This window comes from Citrobacter sp. RHBSTW-00017 (genome assembly GCF_013797615.1).
Lineage (GTDB): Bacteria > Pseudomonadota > Gammaproteobacteria > Enterobacterales > Enterobacteriaceae > Citrobacter > Citrobacter braakii.
The window spans coordinates 83,580-99,680 of the sequence record NZ_CP056899.1 but is presented as its reverse complement, the minus strand read 5'-3'; the positions used below and the strand labels follow the sequence as shown (position 1 = coordinate 99,680).

Below are 16,101 nucleotides of genomic sequence, written 5' to 3'. Positions count from 1 at the left end.
CGGTAAAGTTAAGCAGAAAAAAGCACGCTACCGCCCCAGGCTCAACAGCTACCTGATTACTGATATCGCACTGATTTTTTACGCGCTAGTGTATCACTTCTTTCGCCATGTTCCGACTCGAATAATTCTTGCACAGCCAATGATTTTAAAACATATAAATCAATGAATTAAGATGTTCAGACCTTTTGATTTTTAGCCCTCTATCTCGACTAAACCGGAAAATATCAACAGAAAACGTAAAGATGCAAAAGATGCTGGTACCCTGGACATCCCCCGCGAGGGACGCTATTTAATTTAAAAATAGGAAAAGTATTGGTAAAGCCACAGCTAAATACATAGAATCCCCAGCACATTCATAAGTCAGCTACCATTATGCTCGAATTGCTTTACACCGCCCTTTTCTACCTTATTCAGCCTTTGATCTGGGTACGGCTTTGGGTGCGCGGACGTAAGGCTCCGGCCTACCGTAAACGCTGGGGTGAACGCTACGGCTTTTACCGCCGTCCGCTAAAACCAGGCGGTATCATGCTTCATTCGGTTTCCGTAGGCGAAACGCTGGCAGCTATCCCATTAGTCCGCGCTCTGCGACATCGTTACCCCGACTTGCCGATCACGGTCACCACCATGACGCCAACCGGTTCCGAGCGCGTACAATCCGCTTTTGGCCCTGACGTTCAGCATATTTATCTGCCATACGATTTACCGGATGCCCTAAATCGTTTCCTGAATAAAGTTGACCCCAAGCTGGTGTTAATTATGGAAACCGAGCTGTGGCCGAATCTGATCGCAGCACTGCATAAGCGCCATATTCCGCTGGTCATTGCCAATGCACGTCTTTCCGCTCGCTCAGCTGCTGGCTACGCTAAATTAGGTAAATTTGTTGGCAGGCTACTGCGCCGAATTACGTTGATTGCCGCCCAGAACGAAGAAGATGGCGATCGTTTTATCACGCTTGGTGCCAGAAGCAATCAGGTCACCGTTACCGGTAGCCTGAAGTTTGATATTTCCGTCACGCCGCAGTTGGCCGCAAAAGCGATTACATTGCGTCGTCAATGGGCACCTCACCGCCCGGTATGGATTGCAACCAGCACGCACGACGGCGAAGAAAGCATAATCATTGCCGCCCATCAGGCGTTATTAAACCAGTTCCCTAATCTTTTACTGATTCTGGTACCCAGACATCCTGAACGGTTCCCGGATGCCATTAACCTCGTACGCCAGGCTGGGCTAAGCTATACGACACGTTCTTCGGGCGAAGTTCCGTCATCAGGAACCCAGGTCGTAATCGGCGACACCATGGGCGAGTTGATGTTGCTGTACGGCATTGCTGACCTTGCTTTTGTTGGCGGTTCGCTGGTTGAACGCGGTGGACACAACCCACTGGAAGCCGCGGCGCACGCCATTCCGGTACTGATGGGGCCACATACTTTTAATTTTAAAGATATTTGCGCCCGCCTCGAACAGGCAAGCGGATTGATCACCGTCACCGACGCAACTACGCTGGTGAAAGAGGTCTCTTCTTTACTGACCGATGCCGATTATCGTAATTTTTATGGCCGTCACGCAGTTGAAGTTCTGTATCAAAATCAGGGCGCGCTTCAGCGTCTGCTGCAGCTGCTGGAACCTTATCTGCCACCCAAAACGCATTGAGGCAAGTCATGCAAAAACGGGCGATTTATCCAGGAACCTTTGATCCCATTACTAACGGCCACATCGATATCGTGACAAGAGCGACAAGCATGTTCGATCACGTAATCCTGGCAATTGCCGCAAGTCCCAGTAAAAAACCGATGTTTACTCTGGAAGAGCGCGTTGAGCTGGCACAACAGGCAACGGCGCATCTCGGTAATGTGGAGGTTCTGGGATTCAGCGACCTGATGGCAAACTTTGCCCGCGATAATCAGGCTAACATTCTGATCCGTGGCCTGCGTGCGGTAGCTGATTTTGAGTATGAAATGCAGCTGGCCCATATGAACCGTCATCTGATGCCACAACTGGAAAGCGTCTTTCTGATGCCGTCTAAAGAGTGGTCATTTATCTCATCGTCACTGGTGAAAGAAGTTGCCCGCCACCAGGGTGACGTAGCGCACTTTCTGCCGGAAAATGTTCATCAGGCATTATTGAGTAAACTGAAGTAATGCGTCTGGCCGGATGAGGCATTCGCTACGTCCGGCCGATAATGGTGTTATTTCTGACAGCGACGGCAATAAAACGTTGTGCGCTGAGCGTGTTTTGTCGCAATGATTGGCGCGCCGCATACGCGACAGGGTTCACCTTCTCTCCCATAGACCTGCAACTCCTGGGCAAAATAGCCCGGCTTACCGTCACTTTGCAGAAAGTCCTTCAGCGTGGTCCCGCCCTGCTCGATAGAACGCAGCAAAACCGCCTTGATAACGCGCACCAGCAGTTCGCACTCATCCTGCGACAAAGATGACGCCAGACGGTCAGGATGGATACCAGCCGCAAACAGCGACTCGCTGGCATAGATGTTTCCCACCCCCACGACCAGCTTGTTATCCATCAGCCAGGGTTTAATCGCAGTTTTCTTCTTCGCACATTTCTGCTGCAGATAACCAGCATTGAAATCGTCGCTCAGCGGCTCAGGGCCAAGATGGGCGAGGACATTATGCCCATCCAGCTCTTTAGTCCACAGCCAGGCGCCAAAACGACGCGGATCGGTATAGCGCAGGACTTTGCCGTTACTCATCACTAAGTCGACGTGGTCATGTTTTTCTGCCGGAAGCTCTTCAGAAAGGATACGCAAACTACCCGACATCCCCAGGTGAATGATTACCCAGCCATCTGATAGCTCCAGCAGCAGGTATTTCGCGCGCCGCTGTACGCTCAGGACTGGTTTATCACTCAGACGATAGATTTCCTCTGATACAGGCCAACGCAAACGACCGTTACGCACAGTCGCGTGCATAATCGTTGCCCCCACCAGATGCGGCTCAATACCGCGGCGGCTGGTTTCGACTTCAGGTAATTCAGGCATAGTATCTCCGGCGATGTATCAGGTCTCATTAATATGGGGACGGCCAGAAAACAAAAAACCCCGCCGAGGCAGGGTTTTTCTTTACATCAAAGCGGAAATTATTTGATTTTCGCTTCTTTGTATAAAACGTGCTGACGAACAACTGGATCGAACTTTTTCAGCTCCAGTTTTTCCGGCTTAGTACGTTTGTTCTTCGTGGTGGTATAGAAGTGACCAGTACCAGCAGAAGAAACCAGCTTGATTTTCTCACGAATACCTTTAGCCATGATTTATTTCCTCTTAGTACTTAGTACTTTTCGCCACGGGCACGCAGTTCAGACAGAACTGTTTCGATGCCTTTCTTATCAATAACACGCATACCTTTAGCAGATACACGCAGGGTGACAAAACGCTTCTCGCTCTCAACCCAAAAACGGTGAGAGTGCAGGTTAGGCAGGAAACGGCGTTTAGTCGCGTTCAGTGCGTGGGAACGGTTGTTACCGGTCACCGGACGCTTGCCAGTAACTTGGCAGACTCGGGACATGTCTATTCTCCAAAAATCAAATTAGCTCGAGCTTCGTATGGGGTATTGGCGCCTCGTCAGGCTTCTCAGCCCGGTTATCGCAGTTCAATACACTAAATCTTTCATCGTTGCCTCGTCATTGGACGCAACAAGAATGATTTTGCGTATTTGCGAACTCTCGATTGCCAGGCCCAAATGCCAAACCCGAGATTCTCAAAGGTGGCGTAGTATACGCTGAGTCAGCGATGTGCTCAAGTCCCGAACAGACAAAGATCCCGATGGATCGCGTAAAGTGCGTTAAATCCAACCGCGTTCCGCAAAAGAAACGTACTCTCCGCGCCCAATGACCAGATGATCAAGCACCCGGATATCCATGAACTGACAGCATTTCACAACACGCTCGGTGATGAGTTTATCTGCTTTGCTCGGCTCTGCACACCCCGAAGGGTGATTATGTGCAAGGATCACCGCAGAAGCATTCATTTTTATCGCTTCGCGGACAATTTCTCGCGGATGCACTTCAACGTGGCTTAGCGTTCCAGAAAAAAGTTTACGGTGTTTAATCACGCGATGTTGAGAATCCATAAAGATCACATAGAAGATCTCGCGTTCCTCTTGCGAAAGCTGGCTTTGCAGAAATTCACGCGCCATTTCCGGGCTAAGTATCGCACGCTCCTCTATCACCTGTACGTTGTAGTAGCGCCTTGCCAGCTCCACTATTCCCTTCAACTGTGCGTACTTCGCGATACCGATACCCTGAACATAGCTGAAATCCATGTAATCAGCAGACAACAGGCCATACAGCGAATCAAAATGCTGAAGCATCTCTTTCGCCAGCGTAAGCACATCTTTACCCAGTATCCCGGTGCGTAGAAAAAGAGCCAGTAGCTCTACGTCGGTCAGCGAACTGGCCCCCTGCGCCAACAGCTTTTCCCGAGGCATTATACGTCCTGTATTTTCCATGCTTTTCCCCTCCTTTCGCGTCCGCATAATGGCATAACGCCAGCGGCGAATCGACGCTCTGTTTTCACTTCTTCGTAGAGCCTCGCAAACTGGAGCGCGGGCAAAAGCACGACACATTGCGGATTGTGATAAAATATCCGCCTTCTGGTGAAACCCAACAGGAAAGATCATGATGAGTCTGGCCGGTAAAAAAATCGTACTTGGCGTCAGTGGCGGGATTGCTGCGTACAAAACCCCTGAGCTGGTGCGTCGTTTACGGGAACGCGGCGCAGACGTCCGCGTGGCGATGACCGAAGCAGCAAAAGCGTTTATTACTCCTCTGAGCTTACAGGCGGTTTCGGGCTATCCCGTATCCGACAGCCTGCTTGACCCCGCAGCCGAAGCCGCGATGGGCCACATTGAGCTGGGGAAATGGGCCGATTTGGTTATACTGGCCCCTGCGACGGCAGACCTGATTGCCCGCGTTGCCGCAGGTATGGCCAACGATCTGGTGTCTACGATCTGTCTGGCAACGCCAGCGCCTGTTGCCGTGCTGCCGGCTATGAACCAGCAGATGTACCGCGCTGCCGCAACCCAACACAATCTGGGCATTCTTGCCTCGCGCGGTTTGCTCATTTGGGGCCCTGACAGCGGTAGTCAGGCATGTGGTGATGTCGGTCCTGGACGTATGCTGGATCCGTTAACAATTGTGGATATGGCGGCAGAACATTTTTCACCTGTCAAAGATCTGCAACATCTCAACATCATGATTACAGCAGGCCCGACGCGTGAACCGCTTGATCCCGTGCGTTATATTTCCAACCACAGCTCCGGGAAAATGGGATTTGCTATCGCGGCCGCTGCCGCAAAACGCGGGGCAAACGTCACGCTGGTATCAGGTCCGGTTTCGTTACCTACACCGCCTTTTGTCCAGCGCATTGATGTGATGACCGCACTGGAAATGGAAGCCGCCGTGCAATCTGCGGTGCAACAACAGCATATTTTTATCGGCTGCGCCGCAGTCGCTGATTATCGCGCTGAAACTGTCGCCAGTGAAAAAATCAAAAAACAGGCAACGCAGGGTGATGAATTAACAGTAAAAATGGTCAAAAACCCAGACATCATCGCTGGTGTTGCCGCACTGGATGCTAATCGTCCTTTTGTCGTTGGGTTTGCCGCCGAAACAAATAATGTGGAAGAATATGCCCGGCAAAAACGCATCCGCAAAAACCTTGATGTGATCTGTGCGAACGACGTTTCGCTGTCCACTCAAGGATTTAACAGCGACAGCAACGCATTACACCTTTTTTGGCAGGATGGAGATAAAGTCTTACCGCTTGAGCGCAAAGAACTCCTGGGCCAATTATTACTCGACGAGATCGTGACCCGTTATGATGAAAAAAATCGACGTTAAGATTCTGGACCCGCGCGTAGGGCAACAATTTCCGCTCCCGACGTACGCCACTTCTGGTTCTGCCGGACTTGACCTGCGTGCCTGTCTTGATGACGCCGTAGAACTGGCGCCTGGCGCAACAACGCTGGTGCCAACCGGGTTAGCTATCCACATTGCCGATCCTTCTCTTGCGGCGGTGATGCTCCCGCGCTCCGGGCTGGGCCATAAGCACGGGATCGTACTGGGCAATCTGGTCGGTTTGATTGATTCCGACTACCAGGGCCAACTGATGGTTTCAATCTGGAACCGTGGTCAGGACAACTTTACTATTGAACCGGGCGAACGTATCGCGCAGATGGTATTTGTACCGGTCGTCCAGGCTGAATTTAATTTGGTGGAAGAGTTTGAAGCCACCGATCGTGGCGAAGGTGGCTTCGGCCATTCCGGGCGCAAGTAACCCGCAGAAAAGTATCTCACAGCGTAATAACGCAATAACACACCGCAAACACCCGTTTGCGGTCGCTGTGTGGATGCCTGCCTGGCAAGAGCTTATTTTCAGGGGTATTTTGTAACATGGTAGAAAAGCAAACTGCGAAAAGGAATCGTCGCGAAGAAATACTTCAGTCTCTGGCACTGATGCTTGAGTCCAGCGATGGTAGCCAACGCATCACGACAGCTAAACTGGCGGCCTCTGTGGGCGTTTCCGAAGCGGCCTTGTATCGCCATTTTCCCAGCAAGACCCGCATGTTCGATAGCCTGATTGAGTTTATCGAAGATAGTCTGATTACCCGTATCAATCTGATTTTGAAAGATGAAAAGGACACTAACGCGCGATTGCGTCTGATCGTACTGCTGATTTTAGGATTCGGTGAACGTAATCCTGGCCTGACGCGAATTCTGACCGGACACGCGTTGATGTTCGAGCAAGACCGTCTGCAAGGCCGTATTAACCAGCTTTTTGAGCGAATTGAGGCGCAGTTACGCCAGGTTCTGCGAGAAAAAAGAATGCGTGAAGGTGAAGGCTACACCGTGGATGAAACGCTGCTGGCCAGCCAGCTACTGGCTTTCTGCGAAGGTATGCTGTCCCGGTTTGTACGTAGCGAATTTAAATACCGCCCAACGGATGATTTCGACATCCGCTGGCCGTTGGTTGCCGCTCAATTGCAGTAACACCGTTGTTGGATGGCGACCTCGCCTATTTTGCCTACGAACCCTGCGGTGCGTAGGCTGGATAAGCGCAGCGCCATCCGGCAGTTCTTATACGCCGTACGCTTCGCGATACGCCCGTACTGCGGCCAGGTGTTCTGCCATTTCTGGTTTTTCTTCCAGATACGCAATCAGATCTTTCAGGGTAATGATAGAAATCACCTTGCAGCCATAATCGCGTTCCACTTCCTGAATCGCTGAAATCTCGCCGCGACCGCGTTCCTGACGATCGAGAGAAATCAGTACCCCCGCCAGCGTAGCGCCGTTAGCCTGAATAATTTCCATCGACTCACGAATAGCCGTACCTGCAGTGATAACATCATCCACCAGCATTACACGCCCCTCAAGTGCGCTACCTACCAGATTACCGCCTTCACCGTGGGTCTTCGCCTCTTTACGGTTAAAGCAGTACGGCAAATCTTTATCGTGGTGTTCCGCCAGTGCAACAGCCGTGGTGGTCGCAATCGGGATACCTTTGTAGGCCGGACCAAACAGCAAATCGAACTCAATACCGGAATCCATCAGCGCTTCGGCATAAAAACGGCCTAACAGTGCCAGGCAGCGCCCGGTATTAAACAGCCCGGCGTTGAAGAAATAGGGGCTTTTACGCCCGGATTTCAGCGTAAACTCGCCAAACTTTAGTACCTGCTTGCTAAGCGCAAACTCAATAAACTGGCGCTGATACGGTTTCATGGATTCGCTCCTCATCTCACTTTATTACAGACAAAAAAAAGGCGACTCATCAGTCGCCTTTAAAATCAATTTTCTAACGCCGCCTTCTGCGTCGTTACAATGGATTCGATTCCCCCTCGGGCTAACGCCAGTAGGGTGAGAAGTTCTTCATGGCTGAACGGCTCGCCTTCTGCCGTGCCCTGCACCTCTATAATGCGGCCGTCTTCAGTCATCACCACGTTCATGTCGGTTTCTGCGGCAGAGTCCTCAACGTATTCGAGGTCACAGAGCGCTTCACCGTTCACAATGCCCACGGAAACCGCGGCGACCATCCCCTTCATCGGGTTAGTTTTCAGTTTACCGCTCGCAACCAGCTTGTTCAGCGCATCAGCCAACGCCACACATGCGCCGGTAATTGATGCAGTGCGCGTACCTCCATCTGCCTGAATAACATCGCAGTCCAGCGTAATAGTGAATTCACCGAGCGTCTTCAGATCAACGGCGGCGCGCAGCGCACGAGCGATCAGACGCTGGATTTCCATGGTACGACCGCCCTGCTTACCTTTCGCCGCTTCACGGGCGTTACGGGTGTGCGTGGCGCGTGGCAGCATGCCATATTCTGCGGTGATCCAGCCCTGGCCCTGACCTTTCAGAAAACGCGGTACGCCTTCATCAATAGAGGCGGTACACAGCACTTTGGTATCACCAAATTCGACCAGCACGGAGCCTTCAGCGTGTTTTGTATAATTACGGGTCAGGGTGACGGGACGCACCTGGTTGGCACTACGACCTGCTGGACGCATGATAAAATCTCCGGCTTGAAACGAATGTGGCTGCGCATTATACGGACTTCCGACTGTTATTCCTATCCTGACAAGACGTGGATGGCTATAATCCTCCCATCTCATCTTTAAAAACAGGAACGTCTATGATCCGCAGCATGACCGCCTACGCCCGGCGTGAAATCAAGGGTGAATGGGGTAGCGCTACCTGGGAAATGCGCTCGGTAAACCAGCGTTATCTGGAAACTTATTTTCGCCTGCCGGAACAGTTCCGTAGTCTTGAACCCGTTGTTCGCGAACGTATTCGCACGCGTCTGACGCGCGGTAAAGTCGAGTGTACGCTGCGTTTTGAGCCTGATGCCAGCGCCCAGGGCGAGCTGATTCTAAATGAAAAGCTCGCTAAACAGCTCGTTAGCGCTGCTAACTGGGTCAAAATGCAGAGTGATGAAGGTGAAATTAACCCAGTTGATATCCTGCGCTGGCCAGGCGTAATGGCTGCCCAGGAGCAAGATCTGGACGCCATTGCCGCCGAGATCCTCGCCGCGCTTGACGGTACGCTGGATGACTTCATCGTCGCGCGTGAAACCGAAGGTCAGGCGCTGAAAGCGCTGATCGAGCAGCGTCTGGAAGGCGTCAGCACTGAAGTCGCTAAAGTGCGTGCACATATGCCGGAAATTCTGCAATGGCAGCGTGAGCGTCTGGTAGCCAAACTGGAAGACGCCCAGGTGCAACTGGAGAATAACCGCCTTGAGCAAGAACTGGTGCTGATGGCGCAGCGCATCGATGTAGCAGAAGAGTTAGATCGTCTGGAAGCCCACGTCAAAGAAACCTACAACATTCTGAAGAAAAAAGAGGCTGTTGGCCGTCGTCTGGACTTCATGATGCAGGAATTCAACCGTGAGTCGAACACTCTTGCATCCAAGTCTATCAATGCCGAGGTGACTAATTCCGCAATTGAACTGAAGGTATTGATCGAGCAAATGCGCGAGCAAATTCAGAATATCGAGTAAACTCCATTCCACGTAGCCCACCCATAAACGACGGGGCTACGTGTTTTTCCCAACACTTCGGTTGTGACCCATCCAGTTCGAATTATATTTTCTCATCATTTATTGTCACCATTCATAAAGTAAAGCCCATGCCATAACGCATTTACAGAAAACTCACATTAGCTGTAGTTATTAAAATCACTTCACCTTAGAAAATCTCAATCGTGACAATGCGCACAAATCGTTAACCTTAGCCCCAGCAAATCAGGGGGAATACATGCTGTTACACGTTTTATATTTAATTGGTATTACTGCCGAAGCCATGACCGGTGCGCTTGCGGCTGGGCGTCGCCGTATGGATACATTTGGCGTCATTATCATTGCCACCGCGACGGCCATTGGCGGCGGCTCGGTACGCGACATCCTTCTCGGCCACTATCCGCTCGGCTGGGTAAAGCACCCTGAATACGTTATTATCGTGGCGACCGCTGCGGTACTCACCACCATTATTGCCCCCGTCATGCCCTATCTGCGTAAAATATTCCTCGTCCTGGATGCGCTGGGCCTGGTGGTCTTTTCTATTATTGGCGCCCAGGTGGCGCTGGATATGGGTCATGGACCGATTATTGCCGTGGTCGCTGCGGTCACTACCGGCGTCTTTGGTGGTGTATTACGTGACATGTTCTGCAAACGCATCCCGTTAGTATTCCAGAAAGAACTGTATGCCGGCGTTTCGTTTGCCGCTGCTGTGCTGTATATCGTGCTGCAACATTATGTCTCCAGCCACGATGTGGTGGTGATCTCTACCCTGCTCTTTGGCTTTACCGCCCGACTGCTGGCGCTGCGCCTGAAGTTGGGGCTGCCGGTATTTTACTATCGCCATGAAGGCCATTAAGGCATAAAGCCCGTGATCCGCTGAGCAGCTAACCAGTTGCTCAGCGCTGTGATCTCTTTATCCTCCAGCCACTGAATAACCTGTCGTGCCCGTCGCTCCCCCATGAAAGGAAGTTGCCGCCAGCTTTGTTCACTGCGTTCCCGTAACTGCTGCCACGATCCATCCCGACTGGCATTCAACGTTGCCTGTGTTAACGGTATTCCCATGGCAATCACCCAGCGCGTAAATGGAAGATGGCGTGACAGATTGAACTGATGCCACAGCTTCCCCCCTTTGTTCACGCCAAATGTGGACTGTAGCTGCTCCTGCGTTAATCCAAGCCAGGAAAAGATATGTTCAAAGCGATACGTCTGATGTAACTCCCGCCATCCCGCTTCGCCCATACCCTCCAGCCCTAGCACATCTTTGGCCCCCAGCCAGACGAGTCTGGCAACAAACTGTTCCTGACACTCCGCTGTGGCATAAAAACAAGTTAGTGAATTGAAGCGCCCCTCAGGTGGTGCTGGCTTATTACGTTGGATGCTGCGCCAGACCACCTCATCTATACGGGGAATCCCCTGTCCGGCCAGACTTATCAGAATCTGATCGCCAGGCGCAATATCCCATTCATTCCAGCGCCGTACTGAGCCAATATTGACGCGCTGCACCCGCTTATCATCCAGCATGACGGGGACCAGCAATGCAACCACCGCAATTTTTCCGCTTTTGCCAACGGAAAACTGAATACCTGTCACCTCAGATACCCTGGCCACGGGAGGATATTTCCACGCTGCCAGCCAGTCTCCCTGTCCGGGTAGCCAGTATTGCGCCCGCGGTTCTTTTCCCGTTCGCACCACCACACCATCCGTCACAAAAGGTAACGCTGAAGTCCACCACCTGGCGCGCGCCTGCTCGACGTCATCCACACTCTTCACGGCCTGAGTATATCGTTGCGTGAAACTGAACCCGGCAGCAGTGAGTTGCTCAAGTCTTTCCGACATGGCAACTGGACCATCAGGCCAGGCCCAGATAAAAATAGCCAGCGAGCGTAACATTTCCGGGTTGCTCTGGCGCATCATCATTCCAGCAACCTTTGAGCGGGCGTTCATTCCCCCTCTCTGCTGCTGAATATGCCCTTGTTGCTGCAAAAATATCTCCCCCTGCAACGTACTGTTAGAAAGCAGCCCGCTGGTAGTACGTGGAACGGAAGGGATCTGAAGAACCTTTTGCGTCCAGTCTTCGCCTTTCAGACCGTTACCACGGCTAATCGCCCGTATCAGATTGCCATTGCGATAAACCAGCGTGACCGCCACGCCATCCACCTTCGGCTGCACCCAGAGATCGCTACGAGCATGCATCCATTGTTGTAGCGCTTGCTTATCGGCAAGTTTTCGAACTCCCGTGTGGGGAACGGTGTGCGAGACGGTTCCACTTATTGGGGGCGCAGATAGATCTGATGGGGCTTCATCGCCAAAACAGCGCTGCCACTGGATGAGCTGCGCATTGAGCTGGTCATAAACGGCGTCGTCTACGACACTTTCCCCTTGTTTCCAGTAACTGTCATTCCACTGTGTTATCTGCTGCTGTAGTCGTGAAATTTCCTCTTGTGCCCTGGCAGGCGACCAGACGGGGCATACCGCCCATGAGGGTAGATACCACATTAGCAAAACCAGCCCTATGCATTTCCATAATCCCATGCTATCTCCGCTGAACAGTACGTTTCCCGGCAGATATAACGCGAATTAAAATGGAAACAGAGCGGCAAAAACTCATCCTGCGCGCAACGTTCCTGACATTTGCACGAATTGCTGCAAATCGCGGATAAAACAGGAAACTGGTACGCAAAACGCAATAAACATGCGCAAAAAGTGTGACAAGGGCTACGTCACATAGCGGCTACGTGTATAATAAGCCCGTATGTAGGCTCTCTTTCGACAATCACATACATTAAGATACTCATGGCTCAAGGCACGCTTTATATTGTTTCTGCCCCCAGTGGCGCGGGTAAATCCAGCCTGATTCAGGCTTTATTAAAGACCCAACCGTTGTATGACACCCAGGTTTCTGTTTCGCACACCACGCGCGCACCGCGCCCGGGGGAAGTGCACGGTCAACACTATTTTTTTGTGAACCATGACGAATTCAGAACCATGATTGGCAGAGACGCGTTCCTGGAACACGCTGAGGTTTTCGGTAATTACTACGGCACCTCGCGTGAGACCATTGAGCAAGTATTAGCATCCGGCGTAGACGTCTTTTTAGATATCGACTGGCAAGGTGCGCAGCAGATTCGTCAAAAAATGCCGCATGCGCGCAGTATTTTTATTTTGCCGCCATCTAAGATTGAGCTGGATCGCCGTCTTCGTGGCCGCGGTCAGGATAGCGAAGACGTGATCGCAAAACGTATGGCGCAAGCTGTTGCAGAAATGAGCCATTACGCCGAATATGATTATCTTATTGTGAATGATGATTTCAATACCGCCCTGGGCGATTTGAAAACTATCATTCGCGCCGAACGTCTGCGCATGAGCCGCCAAAAGCAGCGTCATGACGCTTTAATCAGCAAACTGTTGGCAGACTGAACCCACATTCAGTATCATGCCCAGTCATTTCTTCACCTGTGGAGCATTTTAAGTATGGCACGCGTAACTGTTCAGGACGCTGTAGAGAAAATTGGTAACCGTTTTGACCTGGTACTGGTCGCCGCGCGTCGCGCTCGTCAGATGCAGGTAGGCGGAAAGGATCCGCTCGTACCGGAAGAAAACGATAAAACTACCGTTATCGCGCTGCGCGAAATCGAAGAAGGTCTGATCAACAACCAGATCCTCGACGTGCGTGAGCGCCAGGAACAGCAAGAGCAGGAAGCCGCTGAATTACAAGCCGTTACCGCTATTGCTGAAGGTCGTCGTTAATCACAAAGCGGGTCGCCCTTGTATCTGTTTGAAAGCCTGAATCAACTGATTCAAAACTACCTGCCGGAAGACCAGATTAAGCGTCTTCGGCAGGCGTATCTCGTTGCACGTGACGCTCACGAGGGCCAGACACGTTCAAGCGGTGAACCCTATATCACGCACCCGGTAGCGGTAGCCTGCATTCTGGCCGAGATGAAACTCGACTATGAAACGCTGATGGCTGCGCTGCTGCATGACGTGATTGAAGATACCCCAGCCACCTACCAGGACATGGAACAGCTTTTTGGTAAAAGCGTTGCTGAACTGGTAGAAGGGGTGTCGAAACTTGATAAGCTTAAGTTTCGCGACAAGAAAGAGGCGCAAGCTGAAAACTTTCGCAAGATGATTATGGCGATGGTGCAGGATATCCGCGTCATTCTCATCAAACTCGCTGACCGTACCCACAACATGCGCACGCTGGGCTCATTACGCCCGGACAAGCGTCGCCGCATCGCCCGTGAAACCCTCGAAATCTATAGTCCGCTGGCACACCGTTTAGGTATTCATCACATTAAAACCGAGCTGGAAGAGCTGGGTTTTGAAGCGCTGTACCCGAACCGCTATCGCGTGATTAAAGAAGTGGTTAAAGCCGCTCGTGGCAACCGCAAAGAGATGATCCAAAAAATCCTCTCGGAAATCGAAGGGCGTTTACAGGAGGCAGGCATTCCGTGTCGCGTAAGTGGCCGCGAGAAGCACCTGTACTCTATTTACTGCAAAATGGTGCTCAAAGAGCAGCGTTTTCACTCCATCATGGATATCTACGCTTTTCGCGTTATCGTTCATGATTCCGATACCTGTTATCGCGTACTCGGCCAGATGCACAGCCTGTACAAACCTCGTCCTGGTCGCGTGAAAGACTATATCGCCATTCCGAAAGCGAACGGATATCAGTCTTTGCACACCTCAATGATCGGCCCTCACGGCGTCCCGGTTGAAGTACAGATTCGTACCGAAGACATGGACCAGATGGCAGAGATGGGTGTAGCAGCGCACTGGGCTTACAAAGAGCACGGCGGCGAAAGCAGCACCACCGCACAAATCCGCGCTCAACGCTGGATGCAAAGTCTGCTGGAACTGCAGCAGAGCGCCGGTAGCTCGTTTGAATTTATTGAAAGCGTCAAATCTGATCTCTTCCCGGATGAGATTTATGTTTTCACACCGGAAGGGCGCATTGTCGAACTGCCTGCCGGTGCAACGCCTGTCGACTTCGCCTACGCCGTGCATACCGATATCGGTCACGCCTGCGTCGGCGCACGCGTCGACAGACAACCTTACCCGCTTTCGCAGCCGCTCTTTAGCGGCCAGACCGTTGAGATTATTACCGCTCCGGGCGCCCGTCCGAATGCAGCGTGGCTCAACTTCGTCGTCAGTTCGAAAGCGCGCGCCAAAATTCGCCAACTGCTGAAAAACCTCAAGCGCGATGATTCCGTCAGTCTGGGTCGTCGACTGCTCAACCATGCCTTAGGCGGTAGCCGTAAACTGGCTGAGATCCCGCCAGAGAGCATCCAGCGTGAGCTTGAACGCGTGAAGCTCGCCACCCTTGACGATCTGCTCGCGGAAATCGGTCTGGGTAACGCCATGAGCGTGGTGGTAGCGAAAAACCTCCAGCAGGGCGAAGCAACGGCAAACGTGCCAGCACAATCTGGCCACGGTCATCTGCCGATCAAAGGCGCAGATGGCGTGCTGATCACCTTCGCGAAATGCTGTCGTCCGATTCCTGGCGATCCAATCATTGCCCACGTCAGCCCGGGTAAAGGTCTGGTGATTCACCATGAATCCTGCCGTAACATTCGTGGCTATCAAAAAGAGCCAGAGAAGTTTATGGCGGTGGAATGGGATAAAGAGACAGAGCAGGAGTTCATCACCGAGATTAAGGTGGATATGTTTAACCACCAGGGTGCTCTGGCAAACCTGACGGCGGCAATCAACACGACCACCTCCAACATTCAAAGTCTGAATACGGAAGAGAAAGATGGCCGCGTCTATAGCGCCTTTATTCGCCTGACCGCTCGCGATCGCGTGCACCTGGCGAATATCATGCGCAAAATCCGCGTCATGCCGGACGTGATAAAAGTCACCCGTAACCGTAACTAGAACACGTTTTATGAATACTCAACGTTATGCACGTATTTGCGAGATGCTCGCACGTCGTCAGCCCGATCTGACCGTCTGCATGGAGCAGGTCCACAAACCTCATAACGTTTCTGCAATCATTCGTACTGCAGACGCGGTCGGCGTGCATGAAGTCCACGCCGTCTGGCCTGGTAGCCGTATGCGCACCATGGCCTCTTCTGCCGCAGGCAGCAACAGTTGGGTACAGGTGAAGACTCACCGCACTATTGGCGATGCGGTCACACATTTAAAAAGCCAGGGCATGCAGGTTCTGGCAACACATCTGTCAGATAAAGCCGTGGATTTTCGCGAGATTGATTACACGCGCCCCACCTGCATCCTGATGGGCCAGGAGAAAACCGGCATCACTCAGGAAGCGTTGGATCTGGCGGATCAGGACATCATCATTCCCATGACTGGCATGGTGCAGTCGCTGAACGTTTCGGTCGCCTCCGCGCTGATTCTGTACGAAGCACAGCGCCAGCGGCAAAACGCCGGCATGTACCAACGAGAAAACAGCATGCTGGCGCAAGATGAGCAGCAGCGTTTGCTGTTTGAAGGCGGTTATCCGGTGCTGGCGAATGTCGCTAAGCGCAAAGGTCTTCCCTACCCCCACGTAAACACGCAGGGCGAAATTGAAGCCGATGCAACGTGGTGGGCCACTATGCAATCTGCGAGATAAA

At 52.1% G+C, this 16,101-nt stretch carries 18 protein-coding genes; 11 read left to right on the top strand and 7 right to left on the bottom strand.

The genetic code is table 11. From position 1 onward, the window contains the following. The first annotated feature begins 372 nt into the window (after window positions 1-372). Both waaA and coaD read left to right on the top strand, forming a co-directional pair. Window positions 373-1,650, top strand: coding sequence for a lipid IV(A) 3-deoxy-D-manno-octulosonic acid transferase (gene waaA / locus HV037_RS00450; protein ID WP_103284427.1), 1,278 nt, complete (start codon window positions 373-375; stop codon window positions 1,648-1,650). Between the two features lie 8 nt (window positions 1,651-1,658). Then, window positions 1,659-2,138 (top strand): pantetheine-phosphate adenylyltransferase, encoded by a 480-nt coding sequence (gene coaD, locus HV037_RS00445; RefSeq protein ID WP_047358802.1) that lies wholly within the window; start codon window positions 1,659-1,661, stop codon window positions 2,136-2,138. 47 nt (window positions 2,139-2,185) lie between these two features. Here the strand turns inward: coaD and mutM are convergent, their stop codons facing one another. The 4 genes from mutM to radC all read right to left on the bottom strand — a co-directional run bounded on the left by mutM (window position 2,186) and on the right by radC (window position 4,460). Further along, window positions 2,186-2,995 carry a bifunctional DNA-formamidopyrimidine glycosylase/DNA-(apurinic or apyrimidinic site) lyase gene (gene mutM / locus HV037_RS00440; RefSeq protein WP_019078041.1) on the bottom strand — a complete coding sequence of 270 codons (810 nt, stop codon included), beginning with the start codon at window positions 2,993-2,995 and terminating at the stop codon, window positions 2,186-2,188. A 98-nt stretch (window positions 2,996-3,093) separates the two neighbouring features. Beyond that, window positions 3,094-3,261, bottom strand: coding sequence for a 50S ribosomal protein L33 (gene rpmG / locus HV037_RS00435; protein WP_003024094.1), 168 nt, complete (start codon window positions 3,259-3,261; stop codon window positions 3,094-3,096). A 20-nt stretch (window positions 3,262-3,281) separates the two neighbouring features. Then, the gene (gene rpmB, locus HV037_RS00430) at window positions 3,282-3,518 is read right to left on the bottom strand and encodes a 50S ribosomal protein L28 (protein ID WP_003024071.1); all 237 of its coding nucleotides are present in this window, start codon (window positions 3,516-3,518) and stop codon (window positions 3,282-3,284) included. Window positions 3,519-3,794: 276 nt separating this feature from the next. Then, window positions 3,795-4,460, bottom strand: coding sequence for a DNA repair protein RadC (gene radC / locus HV037_RS00425; protein ID WP_016154986.1), 666 nt, complete (start codon window positions 4,458-4,460; stop codon window positions 3,795-3,797). A 172-nt stretch (window positions 4,461-4,632) separates the two neighbouring features. On the opposite strand from radC, the gene coaBC reads away from it, so the two are divergent. The 3 genes from coaBC to slmA all read left to right on the top strand — a co-directional run bounded on the left by coaBC (window position 4,633) and on the right by slmA (window position 7,002). After that, complete coding sequence (gene coaBC, locus HV037_RS00420; RefSeq protein WP_088583168.1) at window positions 4,633-5,853, top strand: bifunctional phosphopantothenoylcysteine decarboxylase/phosphopantothenate--cysteine ligase CoaBC; 1,221 nt, start codon at window positions 4,633-4,635, stop codon at window positions 5,851-5,853. After that, complete coding sequence (dut, locus tag HV037_RS00415; RefSeq protein ID WP_016154988.1) at window positions 5,831-6,289, top strand: dUTP diphosphatase; 459 nt, start codon at window positions 5,831-5,833, stop codon at window positions 6,287-6,289. The genes coaBC and dut overlap by 23 nt, the downstream gene beginning before the upstream one ends. Window positions 6,290-6,405: 116 nt before the next feature. Beyond that, entirely contained in the window at window positions 6,406-7,002 is a 597-nt protein-coding gene (slmA, locus tag HV037_RS00410; protein WP_016154989.1) for a nucleoid occlusion factor SlmA, read from the top strand. Window positions 7,003-7,089: 87 nt separating this feature from the next. Here slmA and pyrE read toward each other — a convergent pair whose 3' ends face one another. Both pyrE and rph read right to left on the bottom strand, forming a co-directional pair. Continuing rightward, window positions 7,090-7,731, bottom strand: a complete 642-nt coding sequence (gene pyrE / locus HV037_RS00405) for an orotate phosphoribosyltransferase (RefSeq protein ID WP_016157763.1) — start codon at window positions 7,729-7,731, stop codon at window positions 7,090-7,092. 65 nt (window positions 7,732-7,796) lie between these two features. Then, window positions 7,797-8,513 (bottom strand): ribonuclease PH, encoded by a 717-nt coding sequence (gene rph, locus HV037_RS00400; RefSeq protein ID WP_016154991.1) that lies wholly within the window; start codon window positions 8,511-8,513, stop codon window positions 7,797-7,799. Between the two features lie 125 nt (window positions 8,514-8,638). Between rph and HV037_RS00395 the strand changes: the two genes are divergently transcribed. Next, a complete protein-coding gene (locus HV037_RS00395) occupies window positions 8,639-9,502 on the top strand; it encodes a YicC/YloC family endoribonuclease (protein WP_019078038.1) in 864 nt (287 codons plus the stop codon). Between the two features lie 256 nt (window positions 9,503-9,758). Continuing rightward, on the top strand, window positions 9,759-10,376 hold the full coding sequence (locus HV037_RS00390) for a trimeric intracellular cation channel family protein (RefSeq protein WP_003024049.1): 618 nt from the start codon (window positions 9,759-9,761) through the stop codon (window positions 10,374-10,376). Here the strand turns inward: HV037_RS00390 and ligB are convergent. Then, a complete protein-coding gene (ligB, locus tag HV037_RS00385; protein ID WP_103284426.1) occupies window positions 10,373-12,052 on the bottom strand; it encodes an NAD-dependent DNA ligase LigB in 1,680 nt (559 codons plus the stop codon). The genes HV037_RS00390 and ligB overlap by 4 nt on opposite strands. 261 nt (window positions 12,053-12,313) lie before the next feature. Here ligB and gmk point away from each other — a divergent pair, with 261 nt between their 5' ends. From gmk to trmH, 4 genes are read left to right on the top strand one after another with little or no spacing between them, the layout of a single operon-like run. Continuing rightward, on the top strand, window positions 12,314-12,937 hold the full coding sequence (gene gmk / locus HV037_RS00380) for a guanylate kinase (RefSeq protein WP_103284425.1): 624 nt from the start codon (window positions 12,314-12,316) through the stop codon (window positions 12,935-12,937). Between the two features lie 54 nt (window positions 12,938-12,991). Further along, complete coding sequence (rpoZ, locus tag HV037_RS00375) at window positions 12,992-13,267, top strand: DNA-directed RNA polymerase subunit omega (protein WP_000135058.1); 276 nt, start codon at window positions 12,992-12,994, stop codon at window positions 13,265-13,267. Between the two features lie 18 nt (window positions 13,268-13,285). Then, entirely contained in the window at window positions 13,286-15,400 is a 2,115-nt protein-coding gene (gene spoT / locus HV037_RS00370; protein WP_181500162.1) for a bifunctional GTP diphosphokinase/guanosine-3',5'-bis pyrophosphate 3'-pyrophosphohydrolase, read from the top strand. Window positions 15,401-15,410: 10 nt separating this feature from the next. Next, a complete protein-coding gene (trmH, locus tag HV037_RS00365; RefSeq protein WP_047415767.1) occupies window positions 15,411-16,100 on the top strand; it encodes a tRNA (guanosine(18)-2'-O)-methyltransferase TrmH in 690 nt (229 codons plus the stop codon). Window position 16,101 lies beyond the last annotated feature (1 nt).

Bases quoted from the DNA above. Each gene is read 5' to 3' on its own strand.
- waaA (WP_103284427.1), top strand. From the start codon at position 373: ATGCTCGAATTGCTTTACACCGCCCTTTTCTACCTTATTCAGCCTTTG.
- coaD (WP_047358802.1), top strand. From the start codon at position 1,659: ATGCAAAAACGGGCGATTTATCCAGGAACCTTTGATCCCATTACTAAC.
- mutM (WP_019078041.1), bottom strand. From the start codon at position 2,995: ATGCCTGAATTACCTGAAGTCGAAACCAGCCGCCGCGGTATTGAGCCG.
- rpmG (WP_003024094.1), bottom strand. From the start codon at position 3,261: ATGGCTAAAGGTATTCGTGAGAAAATCAAGCTGGTTTCTTCTGCTGGT.
- rpmB (WP_003024071.1), bottom strand. From the start codon at position 3,518: ATGTCCCGAGTCTGCCAAGTTACTGGCAAGCGTCCGGTGACCGGTAAC.
- radC (WP_016154986.1), bottom strand. From the start codon at position 4,460: ATGGAAAATACAGGACGTATAATGCCTCGGGAAAAGCTGTTGGCGCAG.
- coaBC (WP_088583168.1), top strand. From the start codon at position 4,633: ATGAGTCTGGCCGGTAAAAAAATCGTACTTGGCGTCAGTGGCGGGATT.
- dut (WP_016154988.1), top strand. From the start codon at position 5,831: ATGATGAAAAAAATCGACGTTAAGATTCTGGACCCGCGCGTAGGGCAA.
- slmA (WP_016154989.1), top strand. From the start codon at position 6,406: ATGGTAGAAAAGCAAACTGCGAAAAGGAATCGTCGCGAAGAAATACTT.
- pyrE (WP_016157763.1), bottom strand. From the start codon at position 7,731: ATGAAACCGTATCAGCGCCAGTTTATTGAGTTTGCGCTTAGCAAGCAG.
- rph (WP_016154991.1), bottom strand. From the start codon at position 8,513: ATGCGTCCAGCAGGTCGTAGTGCCAACCAGGTGCGTCCCGTCACCCTG.
- HV037_RS00395 (WP_019078038.1), top strand. From the start codon at position 8,639: ATGATCCGCAGCATGACCGCCTACGCCCGGCGTGAAATCAAGGGTGAA.
- HV037_RS00390 (WP_003024049.1), top strand. From the start codon at position 9,759: ATGCTGTTACACGTTTTATATTTAATTGGTATTACTGCCGAAGCCATG.
- ligB (WP_103284426.1), bottom strand. From the start codon at position 12,052: ATGGGATTATGGAAATGCATAGGGCTGGTTTTGCTAATGTGGTATCTA.
- gmk (WP_103284425.1), top strand. From the start codon at position 12,314: ATGGCTCAAGGCACGCTTTATATTGTTTCTGCCCCCAGTGGCGCGGGT.
- rpoZ (WP_000135058.1), top strand. From the start codon at position 12,992: ATGGCACGCGTAACTGTTCAGGACGCTGTAGAGAAAATTGGTAACCGT.
- trmH (WP_047415767.1), top strand. From the start codon at position 15,411: ATGAATACTCAACGTTATGCACGTATTTGCGAGATGCTCGCACGTCGT.